The sequence below is a fragment of the Streptomyces sp. NBC_00158 genome (assembly GCF_045160885.1).
Lineage (GTDB): Bacteria > Actinomycetota > Actinomycetes > Streptomycetales > Streptomycetaceae > Streptomyces.
The window spans coordinates 7,467,133-7,480,858 of the sequence record NZ_CP108161.1; the positions used below are offsets into that span (position 1 = coordinate 7,467,133).

The following is a 13,726-nucleotide window of genomic DNA, read 5'->3' on the forward strand; positions in this document are numbered from 1 at the left end:
GCGGGCACGTTTTGTGCGTGCCGCCTCACGTTGGGTAGCTTTCCCGGGTGTTCCTCTTCCTGACCGGGCTGGCGGCCTCCGCGGCCGCGACGGTCCTGCTGTCGCTGCCGCACCCCGGGCCGGCCCTCGGCGGGGTGCCCGCGGCGTGCGTGCCCTCCGGCCACGACTCGCGCGGGCGGTCCTCCGTGGACCACGGGGTGATCGCCTGGGAGGACGACACCGTCTTCGACGACGCCCGCGCCTACGCCGTCGGCCAGTGGACCGGCGGCGGTCTGCGGAAGGTCCGCTTCCGTCCGGACACCGTCTCCGAGGTCGCCGACCTTGAGTGGAACGACACCCGTTCGAGCGGCGGCGACTGGAAGAACGTCCTCGCCCGCTGGACCGGCCTCCCGGGCACGGACAGCATCACGATGAACCGCCACTACCTCGACGACGGGGGCTCGCGCGGCACCACCGCGCACCGGCGCCGCGTCGCCACGCACGAACTGGGCCACGCGCTCGGGTTCTGCCACAAGAGCACGAAGTCGGGCTCCGTCATGTGGGCCGACAACGCGGAAGCCGCCCGCTCCGGCATCGACCGGGTCACCGCCGACGACCGCGCCCACTACCACCGGCTCTGGGGATGACCGTGAACAAGCTCCTCCTCGCGGCCGCCGTCCCGGCCGCCGCCACCGCGGTGCTGGCCGGCGGGGCCTGGATCGGCTGGGAGCGGTACCGCGAAGCGCACTCCGCCGGCGAGGTCGTCCACGCCTTCGACACCACCGACCCGGTCCTCGTCGCCCCGGAGGCCACCGCGGTCTTCGCCGGCACCGTCGTCGAGGACCTCGGCCGCCGCACCGTCGAGGGGCTGCCGTCCGATGCCTACCGGGTCCGCGTGGAGCGCGTCCTCAAGGGCAGCGCCACGGGGGAGATGCTGGTCAGCCAGAGCGACGAGTCCGCCCGGAAGTACCTGGTGGGGGAGACGTACGTCTGGGCCACCAACCCCGCCACCCGCCCCGAGGAAGGCGTGGCCCAGCTCTACGACGCCGAACCCCGCCCGGCCACCCCCGCGGACCTCGCCCTCTGGACGGCGGCCGTGGAACGGACGCGGTAGGGCCCGGGGGGCCTCCTCACGGGCGGCGGACCGCGAGGCCGTCCAGGGTGAGGTCGAGCAGGCGTTCCGCCCGCCGGCGGTCTCCGGCCCCCGCCGAGGTGAGGGCGATGCCTTCGAGGGCGGCGCCGATGTCGGCGGCGCTGATGTCGGTACGGATCGTCCCGGCGGCCGCGCACGCGTCCATCAGCGCGGCGATGGCGGCCCGGATCATCTCCCGGCTGTGGCCGTAGGGGTCGCCCCCCGTCGCCGCGATGGCGCGCAGGGCGTCGATCATGCCGTACTTGGCGGTGACGTAGTCCAGGAAGAGGCGGCTCCAGGCGCGCAGGGCCTCGTCGGGCGGCTTCCGCGCGAGCAGGGCGGGGGCCGCGTCGCAGAGCCGGGCCACCTCGTTGCGGTAGACGGCCTCGACCAGGGCCTCCCGGGTGGGGAAGTTGCGGTACAGCGTCGCGCTGCCCACGCCCGCCTCCTTGGCGATGTGCTCCATCCGGGCGGCCAGCCCCTGCGCCGTGAACACGCGCACCGCCGCGGCGAGGATGCTCTCCCTGTTGCGCCGCGCGTCGGCCCGCAGCGGTCGTCCTGCTCCGTCGGCCATCACCGTTCGCCGTCCCTTCCCGAGCCCCTCGCGGCCCTTCGACGTTGTGAAACGGGGAACCCCCCACTTAGTCTGAACCCAAGTGGGGAACTCCCCACTTGGGCCGCGGGGCCACCCTACCGGCCCGCGCGGCGGCAACCCGCCTACGGAAGGCCGCAGATGTCGGGGATTCGGAACAAGGTCGTCGCGATCACGGGCGCCAGCAGCGGTATCGGCGAGGCGACCGCGGTCCACCTCGCCGAAAGGGGCGCCCGGCTCGTGCTCGGCGCCCGCCGGGAGGACCGGCTGGGGGCGGTCGTCGACCGCATCACGGCCACGGGCGGTACCGCCGTCGGCGTCGCCGTCGACGTCACGCGCCGCGAGGACCTCCGGCGTCTGACGGACACGGCGGTCGAGGGGTTCGGCCGGCTCGACGTCCTCGTCTCCAACGCGGGCACCATGGCCGTCTCCCCGTTCGACGACCTGCGCCAGGACGACTGGGACGCCATGGTCGCCACCCACGTCACCGGCCTGCTCAACGGCATCGGGGCGGCCCTGCCCGTGTTCCGCCGGCAGCGCTCCGGCCAGTTCGTCAACGTCGGCTCCACCGCCGCGTACGCCGTCAAGTCCCCGCAGGCCGTCTACGCGGCCACCAAGACGGCGGTGAAGGTCCTCACCGAGGGGCTGCGCCAGGAAGCCGGCCCCGATCTGCGCGTCACCCTCGTCTCGCCCGGCTTCACCGACACCGAGGGCATCGGCAAGGGGGCCGGCCCCGAGATCGCGGCCGCCATGATCGAGCAGCGTGACCGGATCGCCATGCCGCCGTCCGCCATCGCCTCGGCCATCGGCTACGCCATCGAACAGCCCGACGGCGTCGACGTCGGCGAGATCGTCGTACGGCCCACCGCCCAGGCCTGACCGCGGCCGGGGGGCCCGGGGGGTGCTCCCCGGGTCACTGGTCGCAGCCGTCCACCGGCTCCCGGCAGGCGGCCGTGACGGCCGACATCCAGGCGAGGGCGGCCTCCCGCTGCCCCGGGTCCAGCCCCTCCTCGAGCGCGGCCTCCCGGCGCGCGACGGCCGGGAGCGCCTCTTCGTAGCGGGCGGCCCCGAGGCCGGTCACGTGCAGCTGGTGCGTCCTGCGGTCGGTGGGGTGCGGGGAACGGGTGATCAGGCCGTCGCGCTCCAGGGCCGCGAGCATCTCGTTCGCCGCCTGGCGGGTGCTCCCCACCGAGCGGGCGAGCTGCGCCACGGACATCCCCGGGGACGACCTGACGATCATCAGAGTCGCGAACTGCGGCACGGTCAGACCGAATTCCGCCAGTTCGGCCCCTATCGACGCCCGCATGCCGAGCCAGGTCTGACGGACCAGGAAGCTCAGCACCCGGCCCTGTGTCTGCTCGCCCATCGGCGGCCTCCAAGGATTCGTGATTGACAGGTACTTGACGGCTTGTCACGATGAACCAGCCGTCAGGTACTTGACGATAATACGACGCGGCCGTGCCGAACCCGCCCCGATCCGAAGGCAGTCACGCATGTCATCCGCCACACCCCCGACACCGACACCGGCACCGACACCGGCATTGACACCGACACCGAGGCCGGTCTCCGCTCCCGCAGCGGCCCGGACCCCCCTCCCGCAGGCCCGGCGCCGCCTCATCCTCGGCGTCCTCGTCTTCTCCCAGCTCCTCATCTGGCTCGACGGAACCATCCTGTCCACGGCCTTCGAGACCCTGTCCGACCCCGTCCGGGGACTGGGCGCCACTCCCGGCCAGCTCCAGTGGGCCACCGGCGCCTACACGCTGGCCTTCGCCTGCCTGATGTTCACCGGCGGCGCCCTCGGTGACCGCTTCGGCCACCGCAGCACCCTGCTGGCAGGCATGGCCCTGTTCGGCGCCGCCTCCGTCCTCGCCGCCTACGCCGCCACCCCCGCCCAGCTCATCGCCGGCCGCGCCGTGATGGGAGTCGGCGCCGCGCTGCTCGTCCCGGCCACCATGGCGGTGGTCGGCTGGACCTTCGAGCCCGCCGAACGCCCGGCCGCCTTCGGCACGCTGTCGTCCTTCGCCGGCGTCGGCCTCGCCGCCGGCCCGATCCTGGCCGGAGCGCTGCTGGCGGTGTTCTGGTGGGGGTCGGTGTTCCTGGTCAACGTACCGGTGGTCCTCGTCGGGCTCTGGTTCGTCGCGCGGTACGTGCCCAACTTCCGCAGCCCGCAGGTCCGGCCCCTCGACCCGGCCGGGCTGGTCCTGTCCACGGGCGGCCTCGGCCTCCTCGCCTACGGCCTGATCCGGGCCGGCCAGGACGCCTCCTTCGCCCACCCGGGAGTCTGGGGCTGCACCACGGCCGGCATCGCCCTGATCGGGGCGTTCGTGGCCGCGGAGCTGCGGATCGCCCACCCGGGCTTCGACCCCCGGCTGCTGGCGCAGCGCCGGTTCGCCGCCGGGAACCTCACCCTGATGCTGGTCTTCCTGGCCCTGACGTCCGGATCCTTCTACCTCGCCTTCTACCTGCAAGGCGCCCGCCACTACTCGGCGTTCGAGGCCGCGCTCCTCGGACTCCCGGCCGCCCTCGGGGTGGTCGTCGGCTCGCCGGTCGCCGTCCGGCTGGCCCGGCGTACGTCGGTACGGCTCGTCTCGTCCGTCTCCCTCGCCGTCGCGGCGCTGGCGATGGGGGCCGTGGCCCTCTTCGGGGCGACCACGCCGATCGCCTGGTACTCGGTGGTCATGGTGGTCCAGGGCACCGCGATCGGCATGGTCATCGCACCCGTCACCGGCGCGGTACTGGGCTCCCTGCCGCTGGAACGGTCCGGCGCGGGCAGCGCGGTCAACAGCACCCTGCGCCAGACCGGCAGCGTCCTGGGCATCGCGGCTGGCGGCACGATCACCTCGATCGTCTACCGGCGCGCGGTCGACGGCTCCCTCACCGGCCTCCCTGACGAGGTACGGGTCCAGGCCCGGGTCTCCGCGGAGCTCGCCCGGCACGTGGCGGCCGCCACGCACGACGCCGGGCTCGCCCGGGCGGCCGACGCAGCGTTCTTCCACGCCATGCACGTCGGGGCGCTCTGGACGGCCGGGTTCGCCCTCGCCGGAGCGGTGGTCCTGGCCGTCGGGTTCCGGCCGGACCGCCGCCGCCCCGCGCCGGCCGCGGACTGAGCGGCGGGCGCCGGCGGGAGGGCGCCCGGACAACGGGCGCGCTCCCGCCTCGCCGTGTGGTCCCGCTGCTCCGGACGGCCCACCCCTGCGGCACGGCCCCCGCCGATCGAGCCCGCCCTGTGCTCGGGTGTCTGCGCCACGTGTCCCACGGCTCCGGACGGTCACCCGCGGCCGGCGGCCCTCCCATCGGCAGGAGAACGCGATGAACCCCCTACGCTCACGCTGCGCGGCGGCCCTCGGCACGCTGCTCGCCTCGGTGGCCCTCGGCTCCCTCGCCCCCTCGTCCGCCGCGTCGCAGCCGCGCGAACTCGTGGTGCCCTCGGCGGCGTACCCGACGGTCCAGTCCGCCGTGGACGCCGCGCACCCCGGGGACCGCATCGCGCTGCGCCCCGGTGTCTACCGGGAGCAGGTGACGATCCACAAGAACCTCACCCTCACCGGCGCGGGCGCCGGCAAGACCACCATCCTCGCCCCCGAACAGCTGGCGGCCGGCTCCGACGGGCTCAACTCGATCCTCTCCCTCGACAACGCGGCGTCCGTGAAGATCTCCCGCCTCACGGTGAGCGGGCCCGGATCCGGCACCTGCGCGCAGGGCGCGCTCGGAGCCGGCATCCGCGTCCTGGGCGGGGCGCACCTGGACCTCAGCCACGCGGCGGTGACCCACATCAAGGACACCCCGATGGCCCCCTGCTTCCGCAGCGCCAACTCCATCCTCATCGGGGACTTCCCCACCGGAGCGGGATCGGCGGACATCCGGGACTCCAAGATCACGGACTACCAGGGCTCCGGCATCGTCGTCCTCAGCTCGGACTCGAAGGCCAACCTGCTGCGCAACGTCGTCACCGGCCAGAAGACCATTTCCACCGACGGCATCGAGTTCGTCGAGGCGACCGGCCGGGCCGAGCGGAACACCGTGAGCGACAACGCCTGCCGCGAACCGGACCCGGGCTGCGGCCCCGACTTCTTCTCCGACATCCAGCACGCGGGGATCCTCGCCAACACGGGCGTCGCGGTGACCGAGAACCGCCTCGTCGGCAACCAGCTGGGCCTCTACGCCTTCGGCTCCCTGGAGACCAGCCGGAACACCTTCATCGACAACGAGTACTTCGCGATGGCCTTCCAGGACGGCACGTTCACCGCGGTCAAGGACACCGTCCGGGGCGGCGGGGGAGGGGTCGCGGCCATCGCCGCGTTCACCGACACCACCGTACGGCTGGACCAGGTGAAGATCACGAAGGTCACGGGGGACCGCATCCGCACCTTCGAACAGAACGGCTTCACCGCCACGGTCACCGGCGGGCACCGCTAGCCCGTCCCCCTCGCTCCGCCCCCCTCCCGGCCCGGACGCCCGCTGATCGAGACTGATCGAGACGCGGGCGTCTTGGCATGTTCACCTCTGAGAAGATGACCGCTCGGAACGCAGAGGTGCGGGTCGCGGCGGAGTGCCGCCGGATCCGGGGAAAGGCGAGATGAGAATGCGTACGTGGACGCGCGCCGCGTCGGCAGCGGCCGGTGCCCTGACGGCGGCCGCCGTACTGACCGGATGCAACGGCCTGCCGCAGGCGAAGGGCGGCGGCGCGGCTTCGCCGAATGCCGGTGCGAACGCCAAGAAGACGGTGTTCCGGCTGGGCGAGGAGGGACCGCTCAAGGAGAGCCAGAAGCTGGACTCGCAGGACGCGAAGTTCACGGTGACCCCGCTGGACGTGCGCGTCGGCACCGAGACGGACATGGAGAACTCCGGCCTCAAGAAGGACGAGAAGGACGAGAAGGACGGCCCGCAGATCCCCGTCTTCGTCCGGTCGGCCCTCAACCACAAGAGCGGCACGCCCATGAAGCTCGGCGACATGGACGGCGACCTGATGATCAGGACGGAGTCGGGCATGCGGACCCGCGCCCTGATCGTCATGATGGGCCGGGCGAAGTGGCCCGACTGCCCCGAGACGGAGGGCGAGAAGAAGCTGGGCCCGGGCCAGTCGGAGAAGATCTGCACCGCGTTCCTGATCCCGGCGGGCCAGAAGCCGGCCGCGGTCGAGCTCTTCCGCGGCTTCAACGCCACTCCGGCGCAGTGGCCCCTGGGCACCTGATCCGGGCGGTTGGTGACAGTCCGTCGGAATCGGGTCCGTTCCGGGGCGCGTAGCATGATGCGCCAACCAGCCCCCGACTGACCGGAGTCGACCGGATGAGCACCGTCGTGACGATCGGCTCCAGGGCGAGCAGGCTCGCCAGGACCCAGGTATCCGAGTGGCTGGAGCCCCTGGCGGTGCGGTTCCCCGGAGTGCGGTTCCGCAGGGAGACCATCCTGGAGGGCGGCGACCAGGACCGCGTCACGCCGACGCTCGCCGAGGTGGCGAAGACCGCCGGTGGGTCCGCGTTCTCCACCAACCAGGAGCAGGCCCTAGTTCGGGGCGCGGTCGACGTCGTCGTCCACTCCCTCAAGGACCTCCCCACCGCGGTGCACGAGGACACCGTCCTGCTGACCACGCCCGGCCCGCGCGAGGACGTACGGGACGTGCTGTGCGGCGCGACGCTCGACGGGCTGCCCCGCGGGGCGCGGGTCGGTACGGGAGCCCCGCGGCGGGTCGCGCAGCTCCTGGCGCTGCGGCCGGACCTGGAGGTGGTGCCGATCCGGGGCAACGTCCCGGGTCGTCTGGCCCGCCTCCGGGGCCGGGACCGGCTGGACGCGGTGGTGCTCGCGGCGGCTGGGCTCAACCGGCTCGGAGCGGTGCCCGAACTCCACGAGGTGCTCGACCCCGAGGTCTTCCCGCCGTCGCCCGGCCAGGGCGCGCTCGGCGTCCAGGTCCGTACCGGCTCAGCGGCGGCCGCTCTCCTCGCCGGAACCGGAGACCCCGGAGTGGACGCCTGCGTACGGGCCGAACGGGCGCTGCTGGCCGAACTGCACGGCGGCTGTTCCGTCCCGGTGGGGGCGTGGGGAAGGATCCAGGAGGACGGCCGGCTGCTCCTCTCGGCGGCCGTCACCTCGCTGGACGGCACGCGGCAGGTGACCGCGGCCGGCGCGGGCCCCGCCGACTCCCCGGAGAAGCTCGGCGCGTGCCTGGCGGCCGAACTCCTGGAGCGGGGCGCGGCAGCCGTCCTGGCCGGGATCAGGGGACGCTGACCGCCCGGAAGGTGAAGGCCGCCCCCGGGGCGGCGTCCGCCGGAACGAACGGGTGCGTACGGGCCGATCGCCCGTGCCATGTCCTCGACGACGTGGCCGACGTGGCGGATGCGGGCGGTGTCGTGTCCCGTGGGCGCCACCGCAGGCATCGTCCGATCACCGGTCGACGCGCCGCGGGAGCACCGGTCTCACAGCCCGAGTGCCTCGAAGGCGGCGTCGAGGAAGCCCTCCGGCAGGCCCTTCCCCGTCCAGGTCCAGCCGAGCGGACTCACCGCCTCGGCGGCCTCCTCGACCGCGTCTCCCGACTCCGAGGGGTGTTCCGCGGGCAGACCCAGCGCGACCACCGCCCAGGACGCCAGCTCTGCGACGCCCAGGTACTGCCACCATTCGGCGTTGTCCCATCCCAGGCGCTCGGTGGCCTGGTCGGTCCAGGCCGTGCGGTACAGCGAGGAGAGCGCGGCGCGCGGATCGCCGGAGGAGGCCTCGACGGCGCACCGCACGGCCCTCAGGCCGGCCAGCTGCGCTGCCCAGGGATGCCGTGCGAAGGACTCCAGGTTCTGGCGGAGGGGGGGGCCGGAACGCCCGCCCCCTGCCGTGGAACCCGTGCCCGGCCGGCTCCCACAGGCCACCCGGGCCCGCGCCCAGTCCCGCGGCCCGCGCGTCCGCCGCGACGTCGCCGAGCACCGCGTCGCGCCAGCCGAGACGGTAGGCCTCCCGCGCGGCGACGATCGCGTGGACCTGCTCGTCCGTGGCCGGCGCGTCGAGCAGCGCGTCGTCGCAGCCGTCCCACAGCAGGGTGACGGCCGCGGTCACCGCCTCCAGGGAGCGGGCGTGCAGATCGCCCGCGGGTACGCGGGTCCAGGGCAGCAGGGCCAGGTGGGTCCTGTCCCACAGCGCCCGCACGGTCGTGTTCGTCGGCATGATCCCGTCAAGGTATCGAACGGTCCCCGTACGGATGCGTGACACCCCCTTCCTGCTTAGTTTTGCTTTGCGTAACGAAACATCCCGTACGCCCGTTCTGTCCCTGCCAGGAAGGTCTCCCATGAAGCGGATCCCCGTGATCGGCGTGCTCTGCGTCAGCGCGGTGTTCGGACTTGCCGCCTGCTCCGACAACAACGACGACAATTCGGCCGCCGAGCAGGCCACCAAGGCCGCTGCCGACCTCTGCACGGACCTGAACGCCCTGAAGTCGGACAACGCGAAGCTGAAGGCCCTCAGCCCTTCGTCCGCGACCAAGGACCAGGTCAAGGAGGCCTACGACGCCGTCCAGAAGGACTGGGGCAACGTCAAGGACAACCTCGCCAAGCTCAAGCAGGCGGAGCAGGACGCGGTCAAGGAAGCCGCCGAGGGCCTGAAGAAGGGCTACGAGGACCTGCCGGGCGACACCACCGGCAAGGACGCCCTCACCAAGCTCCAGCCGCAGATCCAGAAGCTGGACGAGGCCTCGGCGGCCGCCTCCACCGGACTCAAGTGCTGACGGCGCGCTGACCCCCGACGCGGCCGACGCGGCCCGGTCCGGCACACGAGGTGCCGGACCGGGCCGCGTCCGGCGTTCGCACGTCCCGGCTCCGGTTTCGGCTCCGGTTTCGGCTCCGCGCGCCGGGGCGGCCCCGGCTCGCGCGGTGGCTAGGGAGCCGGCTCCGCCGTCTCCCACGCCGCCATCTGCTCCCGGAACTTCGGACACCTGACGATGTCCTCCTCACCGCACCGCAGGGCGTGCGTCAGCAGCTGGTGGGCGTGGTCGAGGTCGACCATCCGCTGCTCGATCTCGCTGATCTTCGCGCGGATCATCGCCTCCCGGTGCGGCTGCTCCCGCTGGAACTCGCCGATCTCCACCAGGGTCAGCCCGGCCCGCTGGCACTTGCGCAGCACCGTGATCCGCTCGGCGGCCTCCGGCGGGTAGCGCCGCTGCCCGCCCACCCGCTCCGGTTCCGGCAGCAGGCCGTGGCGCTCCCAGTACCGGATGGCCGAAGCCGGGACCCCGGTCACCTCCGCCAGCCGGCCGATCGTCATGCGCACGTGGTGCTCCTCCTCGGGCTGCGGCCCGCCCGCCGTCCCCGGCATTTGACTTGAACCTTAGTTCAAGTTGAAGAGTGGTCCGCACGTGGACAGCGGCGAACGAGCGCCCGCTGGCAGCACACTTGGAGATGCCCCATGAGCGACACGCACGTACGCGACGAACGCGCCGGACAGCTGGCGCGGGCAGCCGAGCAACTCTTCGCGGCCGGGGTGATGTCCCACTCCGGACACGCCAACCTCAGCGCCCGGCTCGACGGCGAACGCCTCCTGCTGACGCCGGGGTTCGTCCGCGGCCTGCGCCCCGAGCAGCTGGCCACCGTCGGCTTCGACGGACAGGTCCTCGACGGCGAGCTCCAGTCCGTCAGCGCCGAGATCATCGCCATGCACAGCGCCGTGTACCGGGCCCGCCCCCACGTCGGCGCCGTCATCCACACCCACTCGCCCTCCGCGACCGCCTTCGCCGTGGCCCACCGGCCGCTGCCCTGCCGCACCGAGCCCATGCTGCGCTTCGGACAGGCCGAGGAGATCCCCGTGGTCCCCTGGGGACCCCGCGGATCGGACGTGTCCGTCCGCGGCATCGCCGAGGCGCTGGAACACCGCCCGACCACGGCCGCCGTCCTGCTGGCCAACCACGGCCTCCTGGTGTTCGGCCCGGATGCGGCGGCCACCGCCCACCTCGTGGTGGCCATCGAGGAGAGCGCCGAGGCGGAGATCGCCGCCGCCGCCATCGGAGGGGCCGTGGACTTCCCCCCGGGCGCCCAGGAAGCCGTCCGGGCCGCGATCGCCCGGGCCGCCTCGTGACACCGGACGACCGGGCCTCGCGTACCGAGGCCGTACGCGACCGCTACCGCTCCACCCTCGCAGCCGTGCCCGCCGGCGTCCAGGACCGGCTGCGCCTCGCCGAGGAGTTCGGCCGGCTGCCCACCGAGGAGGCCCTCGCGGCCCTGCGCCACATCGTGCTGACGGACAGTCCGCTCGGCGCACGGGTGCAGCAGCTCGTCCACTTCGGCCAGCTGCTGGCCCTCGGCCGGGCCCACCCCGCCCGCATCCACGCCGAGGGCGCACTCCACGCCGGAGCCGCCATGGCCGACCTCGTCGGCGTCGCCGAGACCGCGCTCATCACGGCGGGCGTCCCGGCGTACGCCCTCGGCACCGAGATCATCGCCGGACTCCGGGCGCGCGAGGACCACCCGGACGTCCCGGACACCCCGGTCCGCCCCTGAGGTGCGGGGCCGGCACGCCCGGGCCCGCACCGCCGAGGTCACCGCTCCCGCCCGGGGAGCACGGCGCTCTGCCGTCCCCGGGCGGTCGCGGGCCGGTCCGCCGTAGCCGCGACTAGCCGGTCACCTGGACTGCGTGGACAGGCTGACGCCGCTGAAGTCCTGCGCGGCGGCGAGGCTGAAGTACACCCAGCCGGAGGGCGGGTTGTCGATCGTCAGGGTCTCCCCGTTGCCGGCGTTGGTGGACTTCGCCTGGTAGCTGCCGGTGGTGGCCCAGTTGCCGCCGCCGTAGTACAGGTCGGCGTTGCCGGTACCGCCGCTGCTGGTGATGGTCAGCTGCTTGACGCCGGCCGGCAGGTACACGAAGTGGTAGCTGTAGTTGCCGGCCGCCGCCGCGAGGCCGTCCCGGCGGCAGTTCCCGTCGAACTGGCGGGGGTCGCCGATGGTGCACGGCGGGATCGCCGGCACCGCGTCGGGCAGCGGGCCGCAGCCGTCGGTGGCGCAGGCCGTCGTCAGCCAGGTGGCGAAGCCGGCGTCGTAGCCGGTGCCGATGGTCTGCTTCAGGAAGGCGCGGGCACCGTTCCAGTCGCCGGCCCGGTACTTGCCGAGGACGGTCCGGACGTCGGCGGGGTGGGCCTGGAGCATGTAGCGGACCGCGAGGAAGCCCCAGCGGTAGACCCGGTTCGAGTTGACCTGGGGGTCCTCGTCCTGGCCGTAGACGGTGTCGAACAGCTCGCTGAGCTTGTACGTCTTCTTGCCGGCCTCGGCTACCGCGTCGGCGTTGCGCTCGCCCCGGTAGCCGAACGAGATGTTCTCGGCGATGCCCTCGACCCACCAGATGGTCGGCGTGGTCATGCCGGCGTCGAAGTCGCCGGCCATGTTGAAGCGGCCGTCGAGGTAGTGGGTGTACTCGTGGTTGAGGTTCCAGATCTGGAACTCCGGACGCAGCCAGTGGGCCTCGTGGGCGATGAAGCGGGCCTGGTTGCCGGCGGCCGCCGGGTTGCCCTCCTCGTACATGCCGCCGTTGTCGACGTCGATGTTGTAGATGGCCCAGGCGTACAGCGAGTAGTTGGTGTAGTCGTCGAAGACGACGACCTCCAGGTTGGTGTTCAGGTCACCGGGGACCGGGCCCTTGTCGCCGATGATCCGGTGGAAGTAGGCGTCCTGGTTGACCAGGCTGGTGCAGGTGCCGGCCAGCTGGCCGGGGGACATGTCCTGGGCGCGGATCTTCAGGCCCGGGGTGCAGGTGTGCTGGGTCGGCAGGACCGCAGGCAGGACGCGCTCGCCCAGGTCGCAGATGGCGTAGGCCGCGCAGTTGCCCCTGTCGTACTGGCGGGTGTACCAGCCCAGGTTCATGGTGATCGGTGCGGTGGGGCCGACGTTGGGGTAGCGGTTGATCAGGTCCTTCAGCAGCGGCCGGAGCCGTTCCCTGAGCTCCGGGACGTCGAGGGCGTTGCCGAGGTGGCGGCCGACGTTGCTGACGACGTCCAGGCGGTTCAGCTGCGCGCCGTTGCGCGTGATGAAGCCGGCCCAGGTGTCGAGGATGGCGGGGTCGGCCTTGAGGGCGGCCCGCCAGCCGCGGCCGTCGTTCTTGGCCTTGAAGCCGTTCTCGACGACCCACTCCACGTGCTGCATGGCGAGGTCCATCTGGCCGGGCCAGGTGGCGTCGTAGCCGCCGAGCATCCACTTGACGACGCCCGCGTACCGGCCGGCCGTGTGGGTGCTGTCGATCAGCGTGACGACCTCGTTGAGGATCTCGCCGTTGGCGTCGGTGACGTCCTTGCTGCGCGGGGAGGCGAAGAAGGCGTCCAGTGCGCCGCGGGCGGCGCCGTCCAGCGCCGTGCCGTACTCGCCGACGACGTCGGCGTGGTTGTCCTGCACGTAGTAGCCGGCGCGCAGGAACAGCACCAACTGTCCGACGGCGGCGCGGTTGTCGCCCGTGTAGCCGGCGGAGGCGTCGCGCAGTGCGTTCGCGACCGTCACCATCTGGGCCTCGCGGAAGGCCTTGCGCGCGTCCTCCCCGGTGAGGCCGAACAGCGGGTAGGTACAGGTGATCTGGGGCAGGGCCTTGAGCTGCTGGACCAGCGCGGAGCCCGTGGCGTTGATCACCCCGGAGAGGTCGCCGCACTCGTTCCCCGCGGCGGACGGGGACTGCCGCTCGCCCTTCGCGGGCTTGGCGGGCCTGACGGCGGGGGCGGGGGCCGGGGCGGACTCCTCGGGGCTGTCCTGGGAGGAGATCCGGAGGCGGGAGCCGTTGGTCATGGCGTCCGGCGACTTGGGGACCGGGATCGACCGGGGCGCCGGGGCCGCGGCGGCGCCCGAGTGCGCGGCGGCCGGGGTGGTGGCGCGGAGGGGCGCGGCGTGGCCCTGCGGGGTGAGCAGGCCGAGCGCGATGAAGGCGGCTGCACCGAGCGCGGGAAGTCTGCGCCCTGCCTTCGATATCCGGAAGGGATGCATCTGTGGGGGCCTCCGGGGCCGTTGGGGCCGTGTGCTGGGGACACCGGCGATTGACATGTGACATGTAAAATTGCACAGGTCGGGCCGCTGCGGAAGACTTCCGGC

General features: G+C 73.0%; 15 protein-coding genes. 10 read left to right on the forward strand and 5 right to left on the reverse strand.

The genetic code is table 11. The annotated features are described in order from the left end of the window. Positions 1-47 precede the first annotated feature (47 nt). Positions 48-626: a matrixin family metalloprotease gene (locus tag OG553_RS34285; RefSeq protein ID WP_405982748.1), complete on the forward strand. Its 579-nt coding sequence runs from the start codon at positions 48-50 to the stop codon at positions 624-626. Beyond that, positions 623-1,093 carry a hypothetical protein gene (locus OG553_RS34290; RefSeq protein WP_405982749.1) on the forward strand — a complete coding sequence of 157 codons (471 nt, stop codon included), beginning with the start codon at positions 623-625 and terminating at the stop codon, positions 1,091-1,093. The genes OG553_RS34285 and OG553_RS34290 overlap by 4 nt, the downstream gene beginning before the upstream one ends. A gap of 16 nt (positions 1,094-1,109) precedes the next feature. On the opposite strand, the gene OG553_RS34295 is transcribed toward OG553_RS34290, so the two are convergent. Further along, positions 1,110-1,685 carry a TetR/AcrR family transcriptional regulator gene (locus tag OG553_RS34295; RefSeq protein WP_405982750.1) on the reverse strand — a complete coding sequence of 192 codons (576 nt, stop codon included), beginning with the start codon at positions 1,683-1,685 and terminating at the stop codon, positions 1,110-1,112. Positions 1,686-1,844: 159 nt separating this feature from the next. Here OG553_RS34295 and OG553_RS34300 point away from each other — a divergent pair, with 159 nt between their 5' ends. Continuing rightward, entirely contained in the window at positions 1,845-2,582 is a 738-nt protein-coding gene (locus tag OG553_RS34300) for an SDR family oxidoreductase (protein WP_405982751.1), read from the forward strand. Positions 2,583-2,616: 34 nt separating this feature from the next. On the opposite strand, the gene OG553_RS34305 is transcribed toward OG553_RS34300, so the two are convergent. Then, complete coding sequence (locus tag OG553_RS34305; RefSeq protein WP_405982752.1) at positions 2,617-3,069, reverse strand: MarR family winged helix-turn-helix transcriptional regulator; 453 nt, start codon at positions 3,067-3,069, stop codon at positions 2,617-2,619. A gap of 175 nt (positions 3,070-3,244) precedes the next feature. Between OG553_RS34305 and OG553_RS34310 the strand changes: the two genes are divergently transcribed. From OG553_RS34310 to hemC, 4 genes are all read left to right on the forward strand, one after another. Then, positions 3,245-4,810 carry an MFS transporter gene (locus OG553_RS34310; RefSeq protein WP_405982753.1) on the forward strand — a complete coding sequence of 522 codons (1,566 nt, stop codon included), beginning with the start codon at positions 3,245-3,247 and terminating at the stop codon, positions 4,808-4,810. 202 nt (positions 4,811-5,012) lie between these two features. Continuing rightward, positions 5,013-6,119, forward strand: coding sequence for a right-handed parallel beta-helix repeat-containing protein (locus tag OG553_RS34315; protein ID WP_405982754.1), 1,107 nt, complete (start codon positions 5,013-5,015; stop codon positions 6,117-6,119). A 166-nt stretch (positions 6,120-6,285) separates the two neighbouring features. After that, positions 6,286-6,894: a hypothetical protein gene (locus OG553_RS34320; RefSeq protein ID WP_405982755.1), complete on the forward strand. Its 609-nt coding sequence runs from the start codon at positions 6,286-6,288 to the stop codon at positions 6,892-6,894. A 95-nt stretch (positions 6,895-6,989) separates the two neighbouring features. Next, positions 6,990-7,925 carry a hydroxymethylbilane synthase gene (gene hemC / locus OG553_RS34325; protein WP_405982756.1) on the forward strand — a complete coding sequence of 312 codons (936 nt, stop codon included), beginning with the start codon at positions 6,990-6,992 and terminating at the stop codon, positions 7,923-7,925. Positions 7,926-8,113: 188 nt separating this feature from the next. Here the strand turns inward: hemC and OG553_RS34330 are convergent, their stop codons facing one another. Beyond that, entirely contained in the window at positions 8,114-8,425 is a 312-nt protein-coding gene (locus tag OG553_RS34330) for a hypothetical protein (RefSeq protein ID WP_405982757.1), read from the reverse strand. Between the two features lie 542 nt (positions 8,426-8,967). Between OG553_RS34330 and OG553_RS34335 the strand changes: the two genes are divergently transcribed. After that, complete coding sequence (locus tag OG553_RS34335) at positions 8,968-9,402, forward strand: hypothetical protein (protein WP_405982758.1); 435 nt, start codon at positions 8,968-8,970, stop codon at positions 9,400-9,402. A 149-nt stretch (positions 9,403-9,551) separates the two neighbouring features. On the opposite strand, the gene OG553_RS34340 is transcribed toward OG553_RS34335, so the two are convergent. Beyond that, a complete protein-coding gene (locus OG553_RS34340) occupies positions 9,552-9,989 on the reverse strand; it encodes a MerR family transcriptional regulator (RefSeq protein WP_405982759.1) in 438 nt (145 codons plus the stop codon). A gap of 90 nt (positions 9,990-10,079) precedes the next feature. Here OG553_RS34340 and OG553_RS34345 point away from each other — a divergent pair, with 90 nt between their 5' ends. Both OG553_RS34345 and OG553_RS34350 read left to right on the forward strand, forming a co-directional pair. Further along, positions 10,080-10,745, forward strand: coding sequence for a class II aldolase/adducin family protein (locus tag OG553_RS34345; protein ID WP_405982760.1), 666 nt, complete (start codon positions 10,080-10,082; stop codon positions 10,743-10,745). Continuing rightward, a complete protein-coding gene (locus tag OG553_RS34350) occupies positions 10,742-11,167 on the forward strand; it encodes a carboxymuconolactone decarboxylase family protein (RefSeq protein WP_405982761.1) in 426 nt (141 codons plus the stop codon). Before OG553_RS34345 ends, OG553_RS34350 begins: the two co-directional genes overlap by 4 nt. Positions 11,168-11,287: 120 nt before the next feature. On the opposite strand, the gene OG553_RS34355 is transcribed toward OG553_RS34350, so the two are convergent. Next, complete coding sequence (locus OG553_RS34355; protein ID WP_405982762.1) at positions 11,288-13,621, reverse strand: collagenase; 2,334 nt, start codon at positions 13,619-13,621, stop codon at positions 11,288-11,290. Between the last annotated feature and the right edge of the window lie 105 nt (positions 13,622-13,726).